Source organism: Ethanoligenens sp. (assembly GCF_047718355.1).
Classification (GTDB): Bacteria; Bacillota; Clostridia; order Oscillospirales; family Ethanoligenentaceae; genus Ethanoligenens.
In genome coordinates this window covers 1-17,535 of record NZ_JBDNLG010000061.1, presented here as the reverse complement: position 1 = coordinate 17,535, position 17,535 = coordinate 1, and the positions used below count along the sequence as shown (strand labels likewise).

Here is a 17,535-nt window from a genome sequence, read left to right as displayed (position 1 = left end):
ATACAAACAGAATCTTGATGCGATTTTTTACAGATAGCGATTTCCAGTATAGTGGACAACTTAGACAGGTTGCGCTGGATAAAGCAGCAATCATCTACTCACATTCAGAAACCTGAAGGGCGGTGGAGGACTTGGATGCGATTCAAAAGAAAATTCTGGACTGCATTGACCGAAACAGTGCACGCATCGCTGAGTTTGCACTGGATATCTATCGAAATGGCGAAACGGGATATCAGGAATATCGAACGGCTGGAAAAGTGCGTGCCTTTTTTGATGCTCTGGGATTGCCAACGGAAGAAGGACTTGCTGTTACTGGGGTAAAAGCGACGCTCGGTGGGCGGCATAAGCGCACAGTCGCACTTATTGGCGAACTTGACGGTGTGCGTTGTGAAAATCACCCCGATGTCAATCCAATTAACGGCATCGCACATGCCTGTGGGCATCATATCCAATTGGCTGCGCTTTTGGGTTCGGCAATTGCACTGTCTGACCCTGAAGTATTCGATGCGCTTGGTGCAAATGTGGCATTTTGGGCCGTGCCTGCAGAAGAGCATGTCGATGCGGATATACGGGATAAGCTTATTGCGCAGGGGCGTATCCGCTATATTACTGGAAAAGGCGAACTGATTCGCATCGGGGAATTTGACCGCATTGACGCGGTCATCGTGCATCATGTGCATTACGCACCCAGCCATGCCGATGTGCTGATTGGCTGCAATTCTTCTAACGGATATGTGACCAAGAACATTCGTATTCTCGGCAAGGCATCTCATGCGGCGGCAGCACCGGAAAAGGGCATCAATGCGCTGAATGCCGCTGCGCTGGGGCTTTCGGCGGTAGCATATCAGCGGGAGACATTCCGCGACGAAGACCGTGTGCGTGTCCATGGAATCGTGGAAAAGGGAGGCGGGGCAGTCAACGTGGTACCGGAGGAAGTGGTAGTGGAAACGATGGTACGAGCCAAAACCATTCATGCAATTAAGGATGCGGCAGAAAAGGTGGATCGTGCGTTTCGCGGCGCAGCCTACGCACTTGGCGCAAAAGTGGAAATTAAAGATATCCCCGGATATTTGCCTGTTGTTGCGCAACCGCCGCAACGACCGCTAAGAGAGGCGGCGGAAGCGCTTGACAACGTTGCCTCATTTGAAAAAGCGGACCCATCCGGACACAACCCGCTTTCCACTGATGTGGGCGACTTATCGCAGTTGATGCCGGTTTTGGGATTTACCACCGGTGGCTGCACCGGCACCTTGCATGGGCCGGATTTCCGAGTGACAGACTTGCCCAAATCTTGTCGGCTTGCGGCAAAGGTTATGGCATTGACAGCGTATGCACTCTTAAAAAACAATGCTGCGGAGCTGGAAGAAATACGGGAGAAATTTAAACCCCAGTTAACTAAACATGAATATCTTGCCTATATGGATGGAGCGTTTAAATAAAAAAAGCGCGTGACTTTCGACTCCAATCGGCAGACACATTGAAGCAATGAAACAAAAAGGTGGACCAGTTCATGCGGGAAATTAATGCAGAAACCATTTGCGCAACGGTAAAAGACCTGTTTTTACAGGCGAATTATTGTATAAGCGCAGACATACTCACCGCCCTCAAAACAGGATTGGAAAAAGAGGAATCTCCGACCGGCAAGGCTGTTTTGCAACAGATTATCAGCAATGATGAAATCGCGGCGAACGAAAAAGTAGCTATTTGTCAGGATACGGGGATGTCGATTCTCTTTGTAAAGTTGGGACAGGAAGTCCATGTCGTAGACGGCGATTTCAACGAGGCAATTCATCAAGGCGTGCGGGAGGCGTACGCTCAGGGATATTTGAGAAAATCAATTGTGACAGATCCGGTGTTCAGCAGAAAAAACACCGGTGACAATACTCCCGCTGTCATTCATGTGGAGATCGTGCCCGGTGACAAAATCGAAATTGAGGTGTCTCCAAAAGGATTTGGCAGTGAAAATATGAGCGGATTGAAAATGCTGTCGCCTTCCGACGGTGAAAAAGGCGTCCGTGATTTCATTATTGAGACGGTTCAAAAAGCAGGACCAAACCCTTGCCCTCCCGTCATTATCGGAGTAGGAATCGGTTCGACCATTGAGATGGCTGCTAAGACTGCCAAAAAGGCTACGCTTAGGGGGATCGGAGAGCATAACGCTGATCCTCGCTATGCACAACTGGAAATAGAGCTATTGAACGATATCAATCAGTTAGGGATAGGACCCGGTGGGCTGGGTGGCACTACCACTGCATTGGCCGTCAATATCGATTGGCTTCCGGCTCATCTCGCCTCTCTGCCGGTGGTTGTCAACATGTGTTGTCATGCCGCCCGTCACGCAAAGGGCGAAATATGAATCAAGAGGGTGTACAATAGTGGACTGCCAAATCAAGAAAATACATACGCCCTTGACGGACGGGGTGATTGAGAATCTGAAATCTGGAGATACTGTTCTCATTTCCGGAACGGTATTTACCGCCCGTGACGCTGCACATAAACGCTTGTTCCAACTTCTGAAAGAGGGCAAGGAATTGCCTGTAAACTTGAAAGGACAAATCATTTATTATGTTGGCCCTGCGCCCGCCAGCCCGGGACATGTCTGCGGATCTGCCGGACCAACCAGCAGTTATCGCATGGATGCCTATACCCCTGCTTTACTGGATATCGGATTGAAGGGGATGATCGGTAAAGGACTGCGAACTCAAGCTGTGATTGATTCCATGAAAAAGAATACATGTGTGTACTTTGCGGCTACAGGTGGGGCGGCGGCTTTGATTGCTAAGAGCATCCAGTCCGTTGAGATGATTGCCTATGACGATTTGGGAACAGAAGCATTGCAGAAGATGACAGTGGTTGATTTTCCGGCCACTGTGGTGATCGACGCGGCAGGAAACAATCTCTATGAGACGGGAACGATAAAATACAGAAAAAATGAAAGGCAGCGAGTGCCTGCGGAAGATGAACGGCAAGCAGAAAGGTGAACACGATGGATATCAGGCAGGAATCGCTGAAAAAGCATTATGAATGGAAAGGAAAAATCGAAGTAACTTCCAGGGTATCTGTGCATTCCAGAGAGGAACTGTCCTTGGCTTATACACCGGGTGTGGCAGAACCGTGTATGGAAATTCATAAAAACGTGGAGAAATCTTTTGAACTCACCCGCCGCAGCAATCTGGTGGCGGTGGTGACGGATGGAACGGCAGTCCTCGGCTTGGGAGATATCGGTCCGGAAGCGGGGATGCCGGTAATGGAAGGAAAGGCGGCACTTTTCAAAGAATTCGCAGATGTGGACGCGTTCCCGATATGCATCCGCAGCAAAGATGTGGATGAAATTGTGCGGACTGTTTACCTGATTTCCGGCAGCTTTGGGGGTATCAACCTCGAAGATATTTCCGCTCCACGTTGTTTTGAAGTGGAGCGGCGGTTGAAAGAAATATGCGATATCCCTGTGTTCCACGATGACCAACACGGTACGGCAATCGTCGTTGCTGCGGCAGTGCTAAATGCGCTGAAAGCGGTGCATAAACACATTGAATCGGTAAAAATTGTGGTCAATGGCGCCGGTTCTGCCGGGATTGCCATTGCAAAGCACTTACTGAATCTGGGCGTGAAAAATTTGATGATGGTGGATCGTTTTGGCATCATCTGCAAAGGGATGGACGAACTGAACCCGGAGCAGAAAGTAATGGCAAAGATGACGAATAGGGGACAGAAACGGGGATTACTGGCCGATGCGATGCAGGGAGCAGACCTGTTCATCGGCGTATCAGCGCCCAATATCGTGACGGAAGAAATGGTTCACTCTATGGCGGAGGACCCGATCGTATTTGCTATGGCGAATCCCACGCCTGAGATTATGCCTGATCTTGCAAAAAAAGCGGGGGCAAAGATCGTTGGTACCGGTCGTTCTGATTTCCCTAACCAGATCAATAACGTGCTTGCTTTCCCAGGTATCTTCCGCGGAGCGCTTGACTGCCGCGCAAAAGAGATCAATGAACCGATGAAAGTCGCCGCATCCTACGCCATTGCGGGGCTTGTGGACGGAAGCGAGCTTTCAGAGGAATATATTCTCCCCAGCGCTTTTGACCCGCGTGTCGGCGAAGCCGTTGCCAAAGCGATTGTGCAGGCTGCTCGTGATACCGGAGTCGCACGGTTGTAAATCAATAGCTTTCTCAAATAGAATAAAATCGGGATGAAAAGGAGAAACACAGCGGGTTAAAGCCTCTGTGTTTCTCCTTTTTGCACCGGTTTGTACATAGGTGGAAATGGTACTTGCTGCGCAAAAAGTGATATTTACAGAAAAGAAAGAGGCTGTTCCGTATTCTTGTGCATGACCACCCTATGCTTTCGCATATATTACAACATCCTATGTTGAATCTGCGGGAGGCTTGAACAATGAATAAGTGGAAACAGAGGGCAGGGGCGATATTGTCTGTGGCCGCCCTGTTGATATTTGGTATGCGCGTGGATGGGGCAGATGCGGCGGGCAGTGCATCCGGTACCGCAAGTAGTGCGATTAGTTCAACAGCTACACAAGGAAATAGCAGTGGTGCGCAAAATGGAGCACAGGGTTCCGGGGCAGCGCAGCCCGTGGTTACAACCACCGCAAAATCGGCCGTCTTGGCGGAACAGTCCACCGGTCGTATTTTATATGAAAATAATCCGCATGAAAAAATGTATCCCGCAAGTATTTCCAAAATCATGACAGAATTGTTGGTGCTGGAGGCCATTGAGAGCGGGAAACTGCACTTTACGGATAAAATCAGTGTCAGTGCGCATGCCTCCTCTATGGGTGGGTCGGATATTTGGCTGGAGCCCGGGGAAGTGATGAGTGTACAGGATTTGTTCAAAGCAATGGTTGTCAATTCCGCCAATGACGCCGCTGTAGCTTTGGGTGAAAAGGTAGCCGGCTCTGATCCCGCATTTGTTAATCTCATGAACCAAAAAGCCAAACAGCTGGGTATGAACGATACCAATTTCGTCAACGCAACCGGTTTGGATGCGGACAATAACCTCACGTCGGCTTATGACGTTATGCTCATGTCGCGGGAACTGCTCAAGCACCAAGAAATATTCAACTATACCACCATCTGGATGGATTCGCTGCGCGGCGGCAAGACGGCGCTGTTTAATACCAACCGGCTCATCCGGTTTTATCAAGGTGCAAACGGCCTTAAGACCGGTTCAACTGGAAAAGCGGGATATTGCCTGTCCGGTACTGCTATGCGCGACGGTATGCAGCTCATTGCCGTGGTGATGAACTGCCCGGCGCTGCAAGATCGGTTTACGTCTGCCAGTGCACTATTGGATTATGGATTTGCTAACTGGTCGCGTGTCACACCTAAAAAGCTTTCCAAACCATTGTATGTGAATGTCTTGCATGGCGCTTCGGAAAAAGTAGAGGCTGTGGCGGATGGCAGTCCTTCCGTTGTAATCGAAAAAGGAAAAGAGGGGAGTATTCAACAAAAAGTGAGCGTAGCGCCAAACGTGATGGCACCGGTAGTCAAGGGGCAGGTGCTTGGGCAAGTTACGTTCTGGATAGACGGGCAGAACGCGGGGAACGTCCCGCTGCGTGCCAAACAGGATGTGGGAAAACTGACATTTGGCGGCGCGTTCGGCCGTATTTTCTCGGCAATTTCCCAATAATATTATGAAGTTTACAGATAAAAGTAGTGTTTTTCCCCATTTTGGCTTGCAATAGGCAACGCTTTCAAGTAAAATGAAAAGGGATATACCTTCTTACCAGAAGCGGAAGGCATCTTAGCGACCACGAAAAACGTATCGTAAATAGTGAGAAACGGGCTCCAATTGATGGAAAGCCTGTTTCAAACATAGGATGGCGATTGAAGTGCTTGTATCAAGCATTCAACCATAATTATGCTCTCTGATTGGGAGCCTTATAGCATGGAGGATAGATACAAATGTCTGTTACGTTTAATGGAAAATACTTAGCTCCTTTTATCAACGCACACGAATATGATGCGTTGCAGCCGCAGGTGACTGCCTTGCACAAGGTATTGCGCGAGGGAACTGGTCTCGGCAGCGATTTCCGTGGATGGATTGAATTGCCCGAAAAATATGACCGTGAAGAATTTGCCCGTATTAAAGCCGCCGCTCAAAAGATTAAAAAAGACACGCAAGTTTTCATCGTAATTGGAATCGGTGGCTCTTATCTCGGCTCACGTGCGGTTATCGAACTGATGCACTCCCCATTCTACAATAGTCTGAAAAAAGATACGCCTGATATCTATTTTGTGGGCAACAACATTAACTCCGGTTATCTGAATGAAGTGCTTGCCCTTTGCGAAGGAAAAGATGTTTCGGTCAACATTATTTCCAAATCCGGCACCACGACCGAACCGTCCATCGCGTTTCGTGTTTTCCGTGCGCTGCTCGAAAAGAAGTATGGAAAAGACGGCTCGAAAGGCCGCATTTACGTTACAACAGATAAGGCAAAAGGTACGCTCAAAAAGCTGGCCACCGAAGAGGGCTACGAGACTTTCGTGGTTCCGGATGATATCGGTGGCCGCTATTCGGTGTTGAGTGCTGTAGGTCTGTTACCCATCGCTGCCTCCGGCGTGGATATTGATGAGTTGATGGCCGGCGCAAAAGCCGCGCAGGACGATTTGGCATCTGATGACATCGCTAAAAATGACAGCTACAAATATGCTGTTGCGCGTAATATCCTTGCACGCAGAGGCCGTGATATTGAGATCCTTGTTAGTTACGAGCCTGCCTTTGCTATGATGAACGAATGGTGGAAACAGTTGTTTGGTGAAAGCGAAGGAAAAGACAACAAGGGTCTTTATCCGGCCTCAGCCATTTTTTCTACCGACCTGCATTCTTTGGGGCAGTTTATCCAGCAGGGCAGCCGCACGATGTTCGAAACTGTCGTACATTTCGGGCAAGCCAAAACTTCGCTCACCATCGACAAATTAGACGAAGATATCGACGGGTTGAATTTTCTGGCAGGCAAAACGCTGGACTATGTGAATGACCGTGCCTTTGAGGGCACCGTGCTGGCACATACGGACGGCAATGTTCCCAACGTCGTGTTGGAAGTGCCAAAAATTGATGCACATGAAATTGGCTACCTAATCTATTTCTTCTGGAACGCATGTGCCATGTCGGGATATTTAGTGGGAATCAATCCATTTGATCAGCCCGGCGTGGAAAGCTATAAGAAAAACATGTTTGCCTTGCTCGGCAAACCGGGATATGAGAGTGAAAAAGCGGTGCTGGAAGCACGTCTTGGTCGCTGACTGACACACACAAATTGGACTTTTAAAATTTTGGAGGAACAAACGATGTTGCAGTTGATTGCGGGAAGCAAAGGTACCGGAAAAACCAAAAAAATCATGGGACTGGCAAAAGTGGCAGTCGCTCAGACGAGCGGGAAGGTTGCCTTTATTGAAAAAGGCACTGCGCTTACCTATGATCTTCCGCACGACGTCCGTCTGTTCAATACTGATGATTACGAGATTGACGGAGCGGATGCTTTTTACGGTTTTTTGGCCGGCATCGCTGCTTCTGATTATGATATGAAACACATTTATGTGGATTCTGTCGTTAAAATTGTGGGAGATAATCCCGCCTTGGTCACGGGATTTATTGACAAAGTCGATCATCTGGCCAAAAAGCAGGAAATTGAAATCGTCATGACACTTTCGCGCGACGCCAGTGAATTTCCGGCAAATATAACCCAATTCATCGTTACAAATTTAACTTGATTGACGAATATTTTCCGATTTTTTCCAGCAAAAGCACTGCGGTATAAAGCGGTGCTTTTGCTTTTTTATTTTGAGACGACTATGTGCGAAGTGTATGCGCGATAGAAAGCGTAAACGCCGAAAAACAAGCGAAAATTGGACAATAAACGAAGTGTTTTGGTTTTTTCAAGATATTTTCATATAAAGGCTTGACATCTATTGGCTGATTGCCTATACTAGATAGGCGGCTTATCCGCATCGTCGTCTGTCTGTGGTTCTTCAAATGTCCTATAGAATCCAAAGGATTGGGGCACATAGATGACGAAGGCTTTTGCAATTGTTTTTTGGATTCCGTGATGGAGAAATATAATGTTGGTTAATCTGAAAGACATATTTGCGGGAGGCTCGCCGATTGCGATTGCGTATGAGATGAATCTCTCAGATGAAGAAGTGCCAGGCGGCGGGTTCCCATTTTCCGATCCAGTGCATGTAACTGGCCGTATCGAGAACCGTGCCGGCGTGGTGATGCTTCATGCGACTGTGCAGGCCGTGCGTCATGTACGGTGCGACCGCTGCCTGTCTCCTATCCATCAGCCTATGCAGGTGGTATTTGAGAATGTTCTGGTAACAGAATCTCAGGGGGATGACAGTGATGAACTGCTGGTTTGCGCTGAGCAAACATTGGATATGGACGCATTGGCGAAAACAAATTTGTTGTTATCTTTGCCAATGAAAGAGTTGTGCCGGCCGGATTGCAAGGGACTTTGCCCAAATTGTGGGAAAAATCTCAATGAGGGACCTTGTGCCTGTAAACCGGAAGGTCACCCAGCTTTTTTGAAATTGCGGAAATTTCTGCAATAATGTGTGGCATTTCTATGCAGGCCGTGTGGATATGATTCCATGGCTTCATTTAAGTTTGTGATATGGGCTGTGCCCGTTAGGGAGGAAATCAATCATGGCAGTACCAAAAAGAAAAGTTTCGCGGGCAAGACGTGACAAACGTCGCTCGAGTGTGTGGAAATTGGTGGCCCCGGAGCTGGTCAAGTGCCCGCAGTGCGGCGAGCTGAAGATGCCTCACCGGGTCTGTGGACATTGCGGTTATTACAACGGCAAGGAAATCTTGAAAAAAGAAGCCTGAGTCCATGAATGGGGAGGGATTTATCCGGCGGATATGTCCCTCCCCATTTTTCAGTCGGGTTAGGGTTGGAGGAAACCATGGGCGCGCGAATTACCGGCGTCGAGCCGGGTAGTCCGGCGCATCAGGCGGGCCTGCGGTGCGGAGAAATCCTCTTACGCATTGGCGCGCATTCAATTCGGGATGTGCTTGACTACCAATTTTATATGACCGATGAGCTTCTGCTGCTTGAAGTCGCGGATGAAAACAATCAAGTGCGTAAAATTCAAGTCCGCAAGGAATCTTACGAGGATTTGGGGCTTTCCTTTGAGACATATTTAATGGACAAGAAGCGGGGGTGTAAAAACCACTGCGTTTTTTGTTTTATTGACCAACTTCCCAAAGGGTTACGGAAAACACTGTATTTTAAAGATGATGATGCGAGACTGTCTTTTTTGATGGGGAACTACATCACACTGACTAATTTGACACAGCAGGATGTAGATCGCATCATAGAGATGCATATCAGTCCAATCAATGTGTCGGTACACACCACCAATCCGGATTTACGTTCCCGCATGATGGGTAACCCCAAAGCAGGGGAGGCACTTCGCTTTTTGTATCAGCTGGCTGAAGCGGGCACTAAACTCAATTGTCAGCTTGTTCTTTGCCCCGGACTGAATGATGGCGAAGAATTGACGCGTTCTCTGAACGAGCTTGGCGCGCTTTTCCCATCCGTGCAAAGTGTATCAGCAGTGCCTGTTGGCATCTCCCGGTATCGGGAAGGATTGTATCCGTTGCGTTCTTTTTATTCTGCGGAGGCCCAGGCGGTTGTTACACAAATAGAGCAGTTTGGAAATTCTTTTTTCGAAAAAAATGGTACAAGGCTTGCATTTGCATCGGATGAGTTTTATATTAAAGCTAAGGTTCCTTTTCCAGATGTCTCGTTTTATGAAGATTTTCCGCAATTGGAAAATGGTGTGGGCATGGTCTCACTCTTGACTACGCAGTTTTACAAGGCCTTGAGCGCTTATGAAGGGCAGGCGCTTGCTGCACCTCGTCGTGTGACAATGGCAACGGGTGTAGCAGCGTATACGTACCTCAATGATATGGCACACAATGCTTTGGCGCACATTCCCGGACTGTCCTGTGATGTCCGGGCAATAAAAAACACCTTTTTTGGCGAAGAGATCACTGTTGCGGGGCTGATTACAGGCGGTGATCTTGTGGCGCAGCTCAAAGGGAACTTAAATTGTGACGAATTGCTTTTGCCTGGCGGGATGCTCCGCGCAGAGGGAGATCTGTTTTTGGATGGCCTTTCTCTCGCGGATGTGCAATGTGCACTGGGGGTAAAAGTGAGAGTAGTAGAGAACGACGGATACGCCGTTCTGGATGCGTTGACGGGAGAGTGAGATGGGCAGACCAATCGTAGCGATCGTAGGCAGGCCAAATGTGGGCAAATCTACGCTTTTCAATAAACTGGCGGGTAGGCGGATCTCCATTGTGGAAGATACGCCGGGCGTGACGCGCGACCGGATTTATGCCCCTTGCGAATGGTGCGGGCATACATTTTTGCTTGCAGACACCGGCGGTATTGAAATGCATTCGGATGATATTTTTCTGTCCGGTATCCGCGAGCAGGCAAAATTGGCCATTGAGACGGCGGATGTTATCATCTTTGTAACAGATCTGCGCAGCGGCTTGACCGCGCAGGACAACGAGATTGCCGACATGCTGCGCCGTAGTCACCGCCCGGTGGTGCTCTGTGTGAACAAGGCGGATACGGTGGGAGATATGCCTGCTGACGTCTATGAATTTTACAATCTGGGCCTTGGCGATCCTTTTCCTGTTTCTTCTGTGCACGGGCATGGCACAGGTGACATGCTTGACCATGTGGTCGAATTGTTACCACAAGCAACTGATGAAGAAGACAAAGACGCTGTGCGTGTCGCTGTGATTGGGAAACCAAACGCGGGGAAATCTTCATTGATTAACCAAATCGCAGGTGAAGCACGGATGCTGGTGTCTGATATTCCCGGCACGACGCGTGATGCGGTTGATTCCCGCATAGAGAACGAATATGGAACATTTATATTTGTAGACACCGCGGGTATCCGCCGCCACAGTAAAGTGAAGGAATCCGTCGAGCGTTATAGTGTAATGCGTGCTTTTTCTGCGGTGGAGCGTGCGGATGTCTGCGTGATGCTGATTGACGCTACTACGGGCTTTACAGAACAAGATTCGAAAATTGCCGGGTATGCCCATGAGCAAGGAAAAGCATCAATTATTGTCGTCAACAAATGGGATCTGATTGTTAAATCTGAAAAAACCATGGATGAGTACCGCCGAAAATTGGAACAGGATTTTAGCTTTATGGCATACGCACCAATGCTGTTCCTCTCCGCCAAAACGGGCAAAAATGTTTCTAAATTGTTTGAAATGGTGCAGCAGGTGCGCGCTGCGTATGAGAAGCGTATTCCGACAGGCCAACTTAACGACGTGCTGGCAGATGCAGTGGCCCGTGTGCAACCGCCTACAGACAAGGGGAAGCGTCTAAAGATCCTGTATATGACACAGCCGTCGGCTTGTCCGCCTACTTTTGTGGTGTTTGTTAATCGCGCGGCTCTTTTCCATTTTTCATATCAGCGCTACCTTGAAAACCGCATTCGCGAGACATTTAAGTTGGAAGGCACACCTATTCGGTTTATTGTACGTGAGAGGGATAGAGAAAAAACATAAAGAGGAATACACCGCTGCTCATAGTGGTCTGTTTTTCAAAATTGGAGGAGGAATTTGCTTGACAACACCGGAAATATTGCTTCCGCTTTTTCTGGTCGCCATTGCCGCCTATTTGATTGGCAGCGTTAGTTTCTCCATTATTTTCACGCGCCTATTCACTGGGGTAGATGTTCGAAATCAAGGGAGCGGAAATGCAGGAGCAACGAATGTGCTTCGTGCAGCTGGAAAAATTCCTGCTTTTTTAACATTTGCAGGTGATTTTTTAAAATGCGTGGCAGCAACGCTGCTCGCACAGTTTATCTTGGTTTTATTTGGCGGTGCGATTCTGGATACCATGCTTATTCCGTATCTTGCCGGGGTGTTTTGCATATTAGGTCATATTTATCCAATATTCTTTGGCTTCCGGGGAGGAAAAGCGGTGGCCTCGACGGCTGCGCTTGTTCTCATGGTCGACTGGCGCATATTTGTGTTGGCCGTTATCATCTTTGCCATCGTTTTTGCGTGTACACATATTGTGTCTCTTTCCAGTATCGTTGCGGCTATTTCGGTGCCGTTTTCTACGTATGTGATTGCCAGCATACGGAATCAGCGCTTTGTATGGTTGGATACGCTTTGCGCCGTAGTGGTGGCGGGTATTTTGATCTATAAACACCGTGCCAACATTCAGAGATTGCGCAATGGAACAGAGCCTCGAATCGGCGGGAAAAAGTGACAACGCAAGGGGGAAACAGTTATGGCGCGTATTGCTGTATACGGTGCGGGCGGCTGGGGGACGGCTTTGGCAATTATGCTGACGAAAGCAGGCCATGCAGTCACTCTTTGGTCTGCGCACGCCTCCACACTGGAGCGGCTTCAACGTGATGGACAAAACAGGAAGCTGCTCCCCGGTGCCCTTTTACCTTCAGAGTTGGCTTATTCCAATGCAGATACAGTTGCTTCTACTGCCGATTTCACCATTTTGGCAGTTCCGTCCTTTGCAGTGCGGGAGACAGCTCGCCGCCTTTGTGATGTGCTGAAAGACGGCGCGGTTGTTGTCAATGTCGCCAAAGGGTTTGAGGAAATCTCGTTAAAGCGTCCGTCTGAGGTGATTGCCGACGAATTGCCAAATGCAAAAGTTGTGACATTATCGGGGCCATCCCACGCCGAGGAGGTCTCCCGTGGTGTTCCTACAACCGTGGTGGCCGCGTCACAATGGAAGGAAGCTGCCATCGCGGTGCAGGATGCGTTTATGAATCCGGTTTTCCGTATTTACGTCAATCCCGATATCGTTGGAGTAGAAATCGGCGGGGCCACAAAGAATGTAATCGCGTTGGCGGCGGGCATTTGTGACGGTCTGCATCTGGGGGACAACCCCAAGGCTGCGCTGATGACGCGAGGGATCACGGAAATGGCGCGGCTGGGTGTGCGCCTTGGCGGCAGTGCTCCTACCTTTGCGGGTCTGGCGGGTATCGGAGATTTGATCGTGACCTGTGCGAGCGAGCACAGCCGCAACCGTAGAGCGGGTATCTATATCGCACAGGGGATGACCGCAAAAGAAGCCGTTGAGAAAGTTGGCATGACGGTAGAAGGATATACAGCTGCGCATACTGTCTATGTATTGGCTGAACGCAACGCCGTAGATATGCCGATTGTGACGGAATGTTATCGAGTGCTTTATGAGCAGAAGGACCCACTTACAGCGATCTCTGATTTGATGCAACGACAAAAAAAGCATGAGATTGAAGATGTCTGGCTCAAAGGTGCGGTTTGGTAACGCAAAGGAGTCATTCCACTGAGAAACCCCATATGGTGCCAAAGACTGGTTGGCATCATATGGGGTTTTTTGCACAGTCAGGGTCGTGCGATCTAACGATTGCCAGAAGAAACAGTGGACTGTGTGCTGCCTATTGGATCTTTCTGCTTATACAAACGATACAAATTCGAAAAGTCCACCAGTTGGGTGGTATATGCTTCTTCAAGCGTATAGACCAGATTATCCTTTACCAAATACAACCCGGTGGGGGAGGGGCGGTAAAGGCGATCACTTTCAAAAAGATACTTACCTAAAACAACGTATTGCCGCGCAGGTTCGGTTTCAATCAAGTTGGCTTGCATACGGTACAAGTGGTAACCATCCACAGCACCTTCGTATAAGAAAGAATTTGAATCAACAGAAAGCGGCAGCTTGCTTCCATAAAGAGCATTGCACATATTTAAAAATGCCTGCTTGTCGTCATTTAAAAAATTGATATTTTGCGGGATATTGATTGGCGTATCTGCACGGTTTGAGGGAGAAAGTGCGTTTCTTTTCAGTGCGGGAAAAAAATTGCTGAAATTGACCATAAGGATCGCTAAAAGCAAGGCGGAAAGGATTGCAGTTCCCACCAAATGGTAAACACGGGCGGATTTCATTTTTAATAACCTGCTTTCAAAAAATCAGGAAGACAAACGTGTGACAAGCCCTATAATCAAAATCAGCAAAGTTCCTCCAGTGATGATCGTGGAAAGGATGCATAGCAACCGCGCCATATGCAGATTTTGTTTCTTCTCTGCCCCTGCGTGTGCGTGTGCGGCATAAAGTGAGGCTACAACAGCAAGCGGAGCGCCTAATGGATTTAGAAAGAAAAATAAAATTAAGCTCCAGACGAAAAAAGGAATAGCGGGAGACGACGTATTAGGAGCAGGAGAAAACGACAACGTCGGAATCACTTCCGATTTGGATGTGTATGAGCATTCTGCTGCCGCTGCGCGTAAATCCAACCCACATGTTGTGCAAAAATTTTGGTAAGGCTGTGTGGCGGCGCCACAGTGAGGACAACGGTTCATGCAATCCCTCCGTACTGAGCAATGGACAATCACTAAAATCTCTATATAGTTTACAGCAACCGGAGGATTCCGTCAAGGAAGCGAAACAACGTTGCGGCTATTGCTTATATACCAAAATAAATAAGAGAACCTGTCATCTGTTCGACAGGTTCTCTTATTTTGCATGTAAGTGTTAAACCGCTTATCTGTTTTCGCGCTTACCGCAGTTGCAATCCGGCTGCCCGGCTTCCAGGTCGGAAAACCGGGGCGGGAAAAATTCATCCACAGGGAAATGCAGGCTTTGGAAAAGCTCACAGGGATCGCCGGGAGAAGATGTAGTGCATTCTTTATCCGGCACACAAAAGTCATAAGCAGGAATCAACAGCTGCACGTTGCGCTCCAATTTGATGATGGAGAACAGGCCCAGTGTGACCAGCACGACTCGGGTTGGTAAAACACAACCCATGCTGCCTTCTATGTTGTCCGCAAAGATTTCGGGAACATCCGTGCCATTTTCCGCAGTGCAGTCGCGGTCTACCAATCTGGCCGCGAGAAAGATGGGGTCAACAGCCTCGCAAATGGCGCGCGGCGTGTTGCTGGTGGGACGGTTTTGGTCGTCGTCGCTACCCTGTTCGTAATCGGAGCTAAAGATTTTGATGTTACCTTCGCTACCAAACAGGATGACTTTTTTGTTGAAACTCGCGAAGCCGGTTACCACTTCGGATTTACCGCCAGAGCGGCAATTAGGTGTTTTATAAAGTTCCACCGTTACCCGAAAAATAAATGTGATGTCCACCGAGTAGAAACCTCGGTTGAACTGCACCGGTTCCACATCCAGAAACACGCGGCACAACTCCGCGCAGCGACCTTTTACAGTCGCAGCATTGTTTACGGCTTCCTGCGCTTCGTCGGGAAAGTAGACCCGTAGGTCTTCGAAGCAATCTTTGTCATAAGAATAAGCAGGCTATAGGATATAGGGAGACACAGACCACATGCGTCTTTACAGAACCGAGCATGCACATTATTCCCTACGCAGTTCTATTTCGATGGAAAAATCCTTGGGGGAAGCATCCTTGGTTTTAAAATAATATGCCCGAGATACGACCTTTTTTAGCAATTGATTTTTTATATCGGGTGTGGAATCCCAATAGACTTGCAAGACATAGCGAATCTGCGGAATTAAAATTTTGGCGCGACTACACTTGGATGTGAGCTCCATTTCCGTGGTTTGTATATCCTTGAAAAGACCCTCGATATGCATAGAAAGCAGCTTTTCTCGTTCATTAAAAACGGATATGGTATAAATCTCTTGTTCAAGCAGATCGTATAGGCGTTTGCGCTGTTTGGTGAGTTTGGAATACTCTGATTTCATGTTTTCGAGAATGGTGTGCGTCTGTGAGATATCTGAGTCGAAATCTTGAGCGGTTTGTGCAATTTCAAGTTGCTGTAATTTTAACTCAAGTTCGTGCATAAATGACTGCTCCACATAATCCGCACGGGAGGATTTTACGCAGCCTGTTGTTGGGCAGAGGATATGGTCGGTCTGATATTTTCGTTTTCCGTATGGGCGTCTAGTCATTGCATGGCCGCATTGACGGCAGATAAGGATGCCAGAGAGCGGATTCATGATTTTATTTGGCTCACGATATGGTGGGTGATACCGACCGGATAGGATCATGTTGGCCTCATTGTAAATGTTCTCGTCAATGATAGCGGGATGCAAGCCATCAAACATCAGCCACTGTTCCCGTGGGAGATAGATTATTTTATTTTTATCCCCCAACTTCTTGGGCCGAATGTGTTTTTTCTGACCCCATACGATCTTACCAATATAGGTGGGATTCATAATGATTTTTCGAACGGTATTCCTACTAAAATCGTTGCCGCGCGGTGCCTTTATCCCCATGGCTGTTAGTTTATGGCAGATTTCCGGACAACCATCGCCGGCAACGTACCATTTGAATATTAGCTTGACATATTCAGATTCTTTTGGGTCTGGGGCCAGGGTCGGAATTTTATCTTTGTAGACGCGAATATACCCAAATGGCACGTTGGACACATATCCGCCTTTTTCAAGTGTCATATGAATACCACGATTTAAGCGCTTTTTAATAATTTTGAGCTCTTGCCGCGCCATGAAGGTTTTGAATTCACTTTGTGTTTCATCCAGTTCGTTGTTCAGATCGTACACTTTATCGGGCGTAATTATGACCGTTTCACTGTCTTTCAGTGTTTCAAGGATTAAACCCTGCTCCTTCATGTTTCCGCGTCCCAGACGGTCAATGTCCATGCAGAGGATGCCGGTATATTTGCCGCCCTCTATATCATGCAGTAATTCCACCATGCGCGGACGGGCAAAAAGGCTATCGCCACTGACTACCTCATCATAAATACGCACAACATTAACATGGTGCTCAACAGCGTATTTTGTCAGCTGAGCCTTGTGTCGGGCGAGAACAATTTCTGTGTCTTCACCTTCTTCGGCACGGCTCTTGCGTAGGTACATGGCAACGTGAAGAAAAAACGGATTGGATTCCTGCATCTGAGTCCCCTTTGTCTTATAACGTACTGGAAGCAAGGCGCACAAAATGACAGATAGAGTAAGATAAAGTTCGCAATTTATAGATGGTGTTTTTTACCCAGAATCCCAGCCCCAATTCAATATGCATGGGTTGTTCCGCGTTTCCACGAGGGCGTCATCCTTGGCATTTTTCAGTCTATTCTCTCATTTCTTATGGCTTTTGGGACATATCTATGCATGTGTATGTTTAACAATTACAAAAAGAACCCCATTTCAGATAGATGGCAGTCGCATCTGAAATGGGGTAAAATAGAGAAATATGACAATTTTGAAGAGCGTACTTATTTGCCGGAATCCTTTTCCTGCAGGGCTTTTGGAGTAACAGGCTGATAAGAAAGGCCTCCGGAAACAGAACCTGCACCAAATTTCGCCACTTTTTCAGCAACAGTGGCTATTGTTTTCAATAGTTCTTTTTTCATTTAACATTTCCTTTCTGTCGTCCAAAATACAATAATATTGCAACTACAAATGTAGTAGTGGCAGCAACATAAAATAGCAATACAAATCTATCTAACAGAATTCCGCCACAAATAATTGCGGTACATTGAATTGTTATAATTGATCTTGAAATTTTCTTGTTTTTCAAGACTTGCTTATTAGTCAAAGGA

19 protein-coding genes are annotated in these 17,535 nt (G+C 47.8%); 13 read left to right on the top strand and 6 right to left on the bottom strand.

Annotated features, from left to right (window positions below):
* Positions 1–131: 131 nt before the first annotated feature.
* The 13 genes from ABF463_RS09870 (at position 132) to ABF463_RS09810 (ending at position 13,315) form a co-directional block, all read left to right on the top strand.
* Entirely contained in the window at positions 132–1,439 is a 1,308-nt protein-coding gene (locus tag ABF463_RS09870; RefSeq protein ID WP_415533453.1) for an amidohydrolase, read from the top strand.
* Between the two features lie 71 nt (positions 1,440–1,510).
* Positions 1,511–2,356 carry a fumarate hydratase gene (locus tag ABF463_RS09865; RefSeq protein WP_415533452.1) on the top strand — a complete coding sequence of 282 codons (846 nt, stop codon included), beginning with the start codon at positions 1,511–1,513 and terminating at the stop codon, positions 2,354–2,356.
* 19 nt (positions 2,357–2,375) lie between these two features.
* A complete protein-coding gene (locus ABF463_RS09860; RefSeq protein ID WP_415533451.1) occupies positions 2,376–2,981 on the top strand; it encodes a Fe-S-containing hydro-lyase in 606 nt (201 codons plus the stop codon).
* A gap of 5 nt (positions 2,982–2,986) precedes the next feature.
* Positions 2,987–4,159, top strand: coding sequence for an NAD(P)-dependent malic enzyme (locus tag ABF463_RS09855; protein ID WP_415533450.1), 1,173 nt, complete (start codon positions 2,987–2,989; stop codon positions 4,157–4,159).
* 236 nt (positions 4,160–4,395) lie between these two features.
* Positions 4,396–5,646 (top strand): D-alanyl-D-alanine carboxypeptidase family protein, encoded by a 1,251-nt coding sequence (locus ABF463_RS09850; RefSeq protein WP_415533449.1) that lies wholly within the window; start codon positions 4,396–4,398, stop codon positions 5,644–5,646.
* Between the two features lie 275 nt (positions 5,647–5,921).
* On the top strand, positions 5,922–7,262 hold the full coding sequence (locus tag ABF463_RS09845) for a glucose-6-phosphate isomerase (protein WP_415533448.1): 1,341 nt from the start codon (positions 5,922–5,924) through the stop codon (positions 7,260–7,262).
* 45 nt (positions 7,263–7,307) lie between these two features.
* Positions 7,308–7,730 carry a hypothetical protein gene (locus ABF463_RS09840; protein WP_415533447.1) on the top strand — a complete coding sequence of 141 codons (423 nt, stop codon included), beginning with the start codon at positions 7,308–7,310 and terminating at the stop codon, positions 7,728–7,730.
* A gap of 348 nt (positions 7,731–8,078) precedes the next feature.
* Positions 8,079–8,570, top strand: a complete 492-nt coding sequence (locus tag ABF463_RS09835) for a YceD family protein (protein WP_415533446.1) — start codon at positions 8,079–8,081, stop codon at positions 8,568–8,570.
* Positions 8,571–8,664: 94 nt separating this feature from the next.
* Positions 8,665–8,847: a 50S ribosomal protein L32 gene (rpmF, locus tag ABF463_RS09830; RefSeq protein WP_415533445.1), complete on the top strand. Its 183-nt coding sequence runs from the start codon at positions 8,665–8,667 to the stop codon at positions 8,845–8,847.
* 77 nt (positions 8,848–8,924) lie between these two features.
* A complete protein-coding gene (locus ABF463_RS09825) occupies positions 8,925–10,235 on the top strand; it encodes a DUF512 domain-containing protein (RefSeq protein WP_415533444.1) in 1,311 nt (436 codons plus the stop codon).
* 1 nt (position 10,236) lies between these two features.
* The gene (gene der, locus ABF463_RS09820; RefSeq protein ID WP_415533443.1) at positions 10,237–11,562 is read left to right on the top strand and encodes a ribosome biogenesis GTPase Der; all 1,326 of its coding nucleotides are present in this window, start codon (positions 10,237–10,239) and stop codon (positions 11,560–11,562) included.
* A 58-nt stretch (positions 11,563–11,620) separates the two neighbouring features.
* A complete protein-coding gene (gene plsY, locus ABF463_RS09815; protein ID WP_415533442.1) occupies positions 11,621–12,274 on the top strand; it encodes a glycerol-3-phosphate 1-O-acyltransferase PlsY in 654 nt (217 codons plus the stop codon).
* A gap of 21 nt (positions 12,275–12,295) precedes the next feature.
* Positions 12,296–13,315, top strand: a complete 1,020-nt coding sequence (locus tag ABF463_RS09810; RefSeq protein ID WP_415533441.1) for an NAD(P)H-dependent glycerol-3-phosphate dehydrogenase — start codon at positions 12,296–12,298, stop codon at positions 13,313–13,315.
* A 92-nt stretch (positions 13,316–13,407) separates the two neighbouring features.
* Here ABF463_RS09810 and ABF463_RS09805 read toward each other — a convergent pair whose 3' ends face one another.
* The 6 genes from ABF463_RS09805 to ABF463_RS09780 all read right to left on the bottom strand — a co-directional run.
* Positions 13,408–13,953: a hypothetical protein gene (locus tag ABF463_RS09805; protein WP_415533440.1), complete on the bottom strand. Its 546-nt coding sequence runs from the start codon at positions 13,951–13,953 to the stop codon at positions 13,408–13,410.
* A 24-nt stretch (positions 13,954–13,977) separates the two neighbouring features.
* The gene (locus ABF463_RS09800; protein ID WP_415533439.1) at positions 13,978–14,367 is read right to left on the bottom strand and encodes a zinc ribbon domain-containing protein; all 390 of its coding nucleotides are present in this window, start codon (positions 14,365–14,367) and stop codon (positions 13,978–13,980) included.
* Between the two features lie 181 nt (positions 14,368–14,548).
* Positions 14,549–15,190 (bottom strand): hypothetical protein, encoded by a 642-nt coding sequence (locus tag ABF463_RS09795; protein ID WP_415533438.1) that lies wholly within the window; start codon positions 15,188–15,190, stop codon positions 14,549–14,551.
* Between the two features lie 177 nt (positions 15,191–15,367).
* On the bottom strand, positions 15,368–16,888 hold the full coding sequence (locus ABF463_RS09790) for a recombinase family protein (protein WP_415533437.1): 1,521 nt from the start codon (positions 16,886–16,888) through the stop codon (positions 15,368–15,370).
* A gap of 320 nt (positions 16,889–17,208) precedes the next feature.
* The gene (locus tag ABF463_RS09785) at positions 17,209–17,346 is read right to left on the bottom strand and encodes a cyclic lactone autoinducer peptide (protein WP_415533436.1); all 138 of its coding nucleotides are present in this window, start codon (positions 17,344–17,346) and stop codon (positions 17,209–17,211) included.
* Positions 17,343–17,535, bottom strand: a 193-nt coding sequence (locus ABF463_RS09780; protein ID WP_415533435.1) for a hypothetical protein, incomplete at its 5' end; no start/stop codon positions are given. The genes ABF463_RS09785 and ABF463_RS09780, both read right to left, overlap by 4 nt.

Coding starts and splice junctions, on each gene's coding strand:
- ABF463_RS09865 (WP_415533452.1), top strand. CDS start 1,511: ATGCGGGAAATTAATGCAGAAACCATTTGCGCAACGGTAAAAGACCTG.
- ABF463_RS09800 (WP_415533439.1), bottom strand. CDS start 14,367: ATGAACCGTTGTCCTCACTGTGGCGCCGCCACACAGCCTTACCAAAAT.
- ABF463_RS09850 (WP_415533449.1), top strand. CDS start 4,396: ATGAATAAGTGGAAACAGAGGGCAGGGGCGATATTGTCTGTGGCCGCC.
- ABF463_RS09810 (WP_415533441.1), top strand. CDS start 12,296: ATGGCGCGTATTGCTGTATACGGTGCGGGCGGCTGGGGGACGGCTTTG.
- ABF463_RS09835 (WP_415533446.1), top strand. CDS start 8,079: ATGTTGGTTAATCTGAAAGACATATTTGCGGGAGGCTCGCCGATTGCG.
- rpmF (WP_415533445.1), top strand. CDS start 8,665: ATGGCAGTACCAAAAAGAAAAGTTTCGCGGGCAAGACGTGACAAACGT.
- ABF463_RS09785 (WP_415533436.1), bottom strand. CDS start 17,346: ATGAAAAAAGAACTATTGAAAACAATAGCCACTGTTGCTGAAAAAGTG.
- ABF463_RS09805 (WP_415533440.1), bottom strand. CDS start 13,953: ATGAAATCCGCCCGTGTTTACCATTTGGTGGGAACTGCAATCCTTTCC.
- ABF463_RS09855 (WP_415533450.1), top strand. CDS start 2,987: ATGGATATCAGGCAGGAATCGCTGAAAAAGCATTATGAATGGAAAGGA.
- der (WP_415533443.1), top strand. CDS start 10,237: ATGGGCAGACCAATCGTAGCGATCGTAGGCAGGCCAAATGTGGGCAAA.
- ABF463_RS09845 (WP_415533448.1), top strand. CDS start 5,922: ATGTCTGTTACGTTTAATGGAAAATACTTAGCTCCTTTTATCAACGCA.
- ABF463_RS09790 (WP_415533437.1), bottom strand. CDS start 16,888: ATGCAGGAATCCAATCCGTTTTTTCTTCACGTTGCCATGTACCTACGC.
- ABF463_RS09840 (WP_415533447.1), top strand. CDS start 7,308: ATGTTGCAGTTGATTGCGGGAAGCAAAGGTACCGGAAAAACCAAAAAA.
- ABF463_RS09825 (WP_415533444.1), top strand. CDS start 8,925: ATGGGCGCGCGAATTACCGGCGTCGAGCCGGGTAGTCCGGCGCATCAG.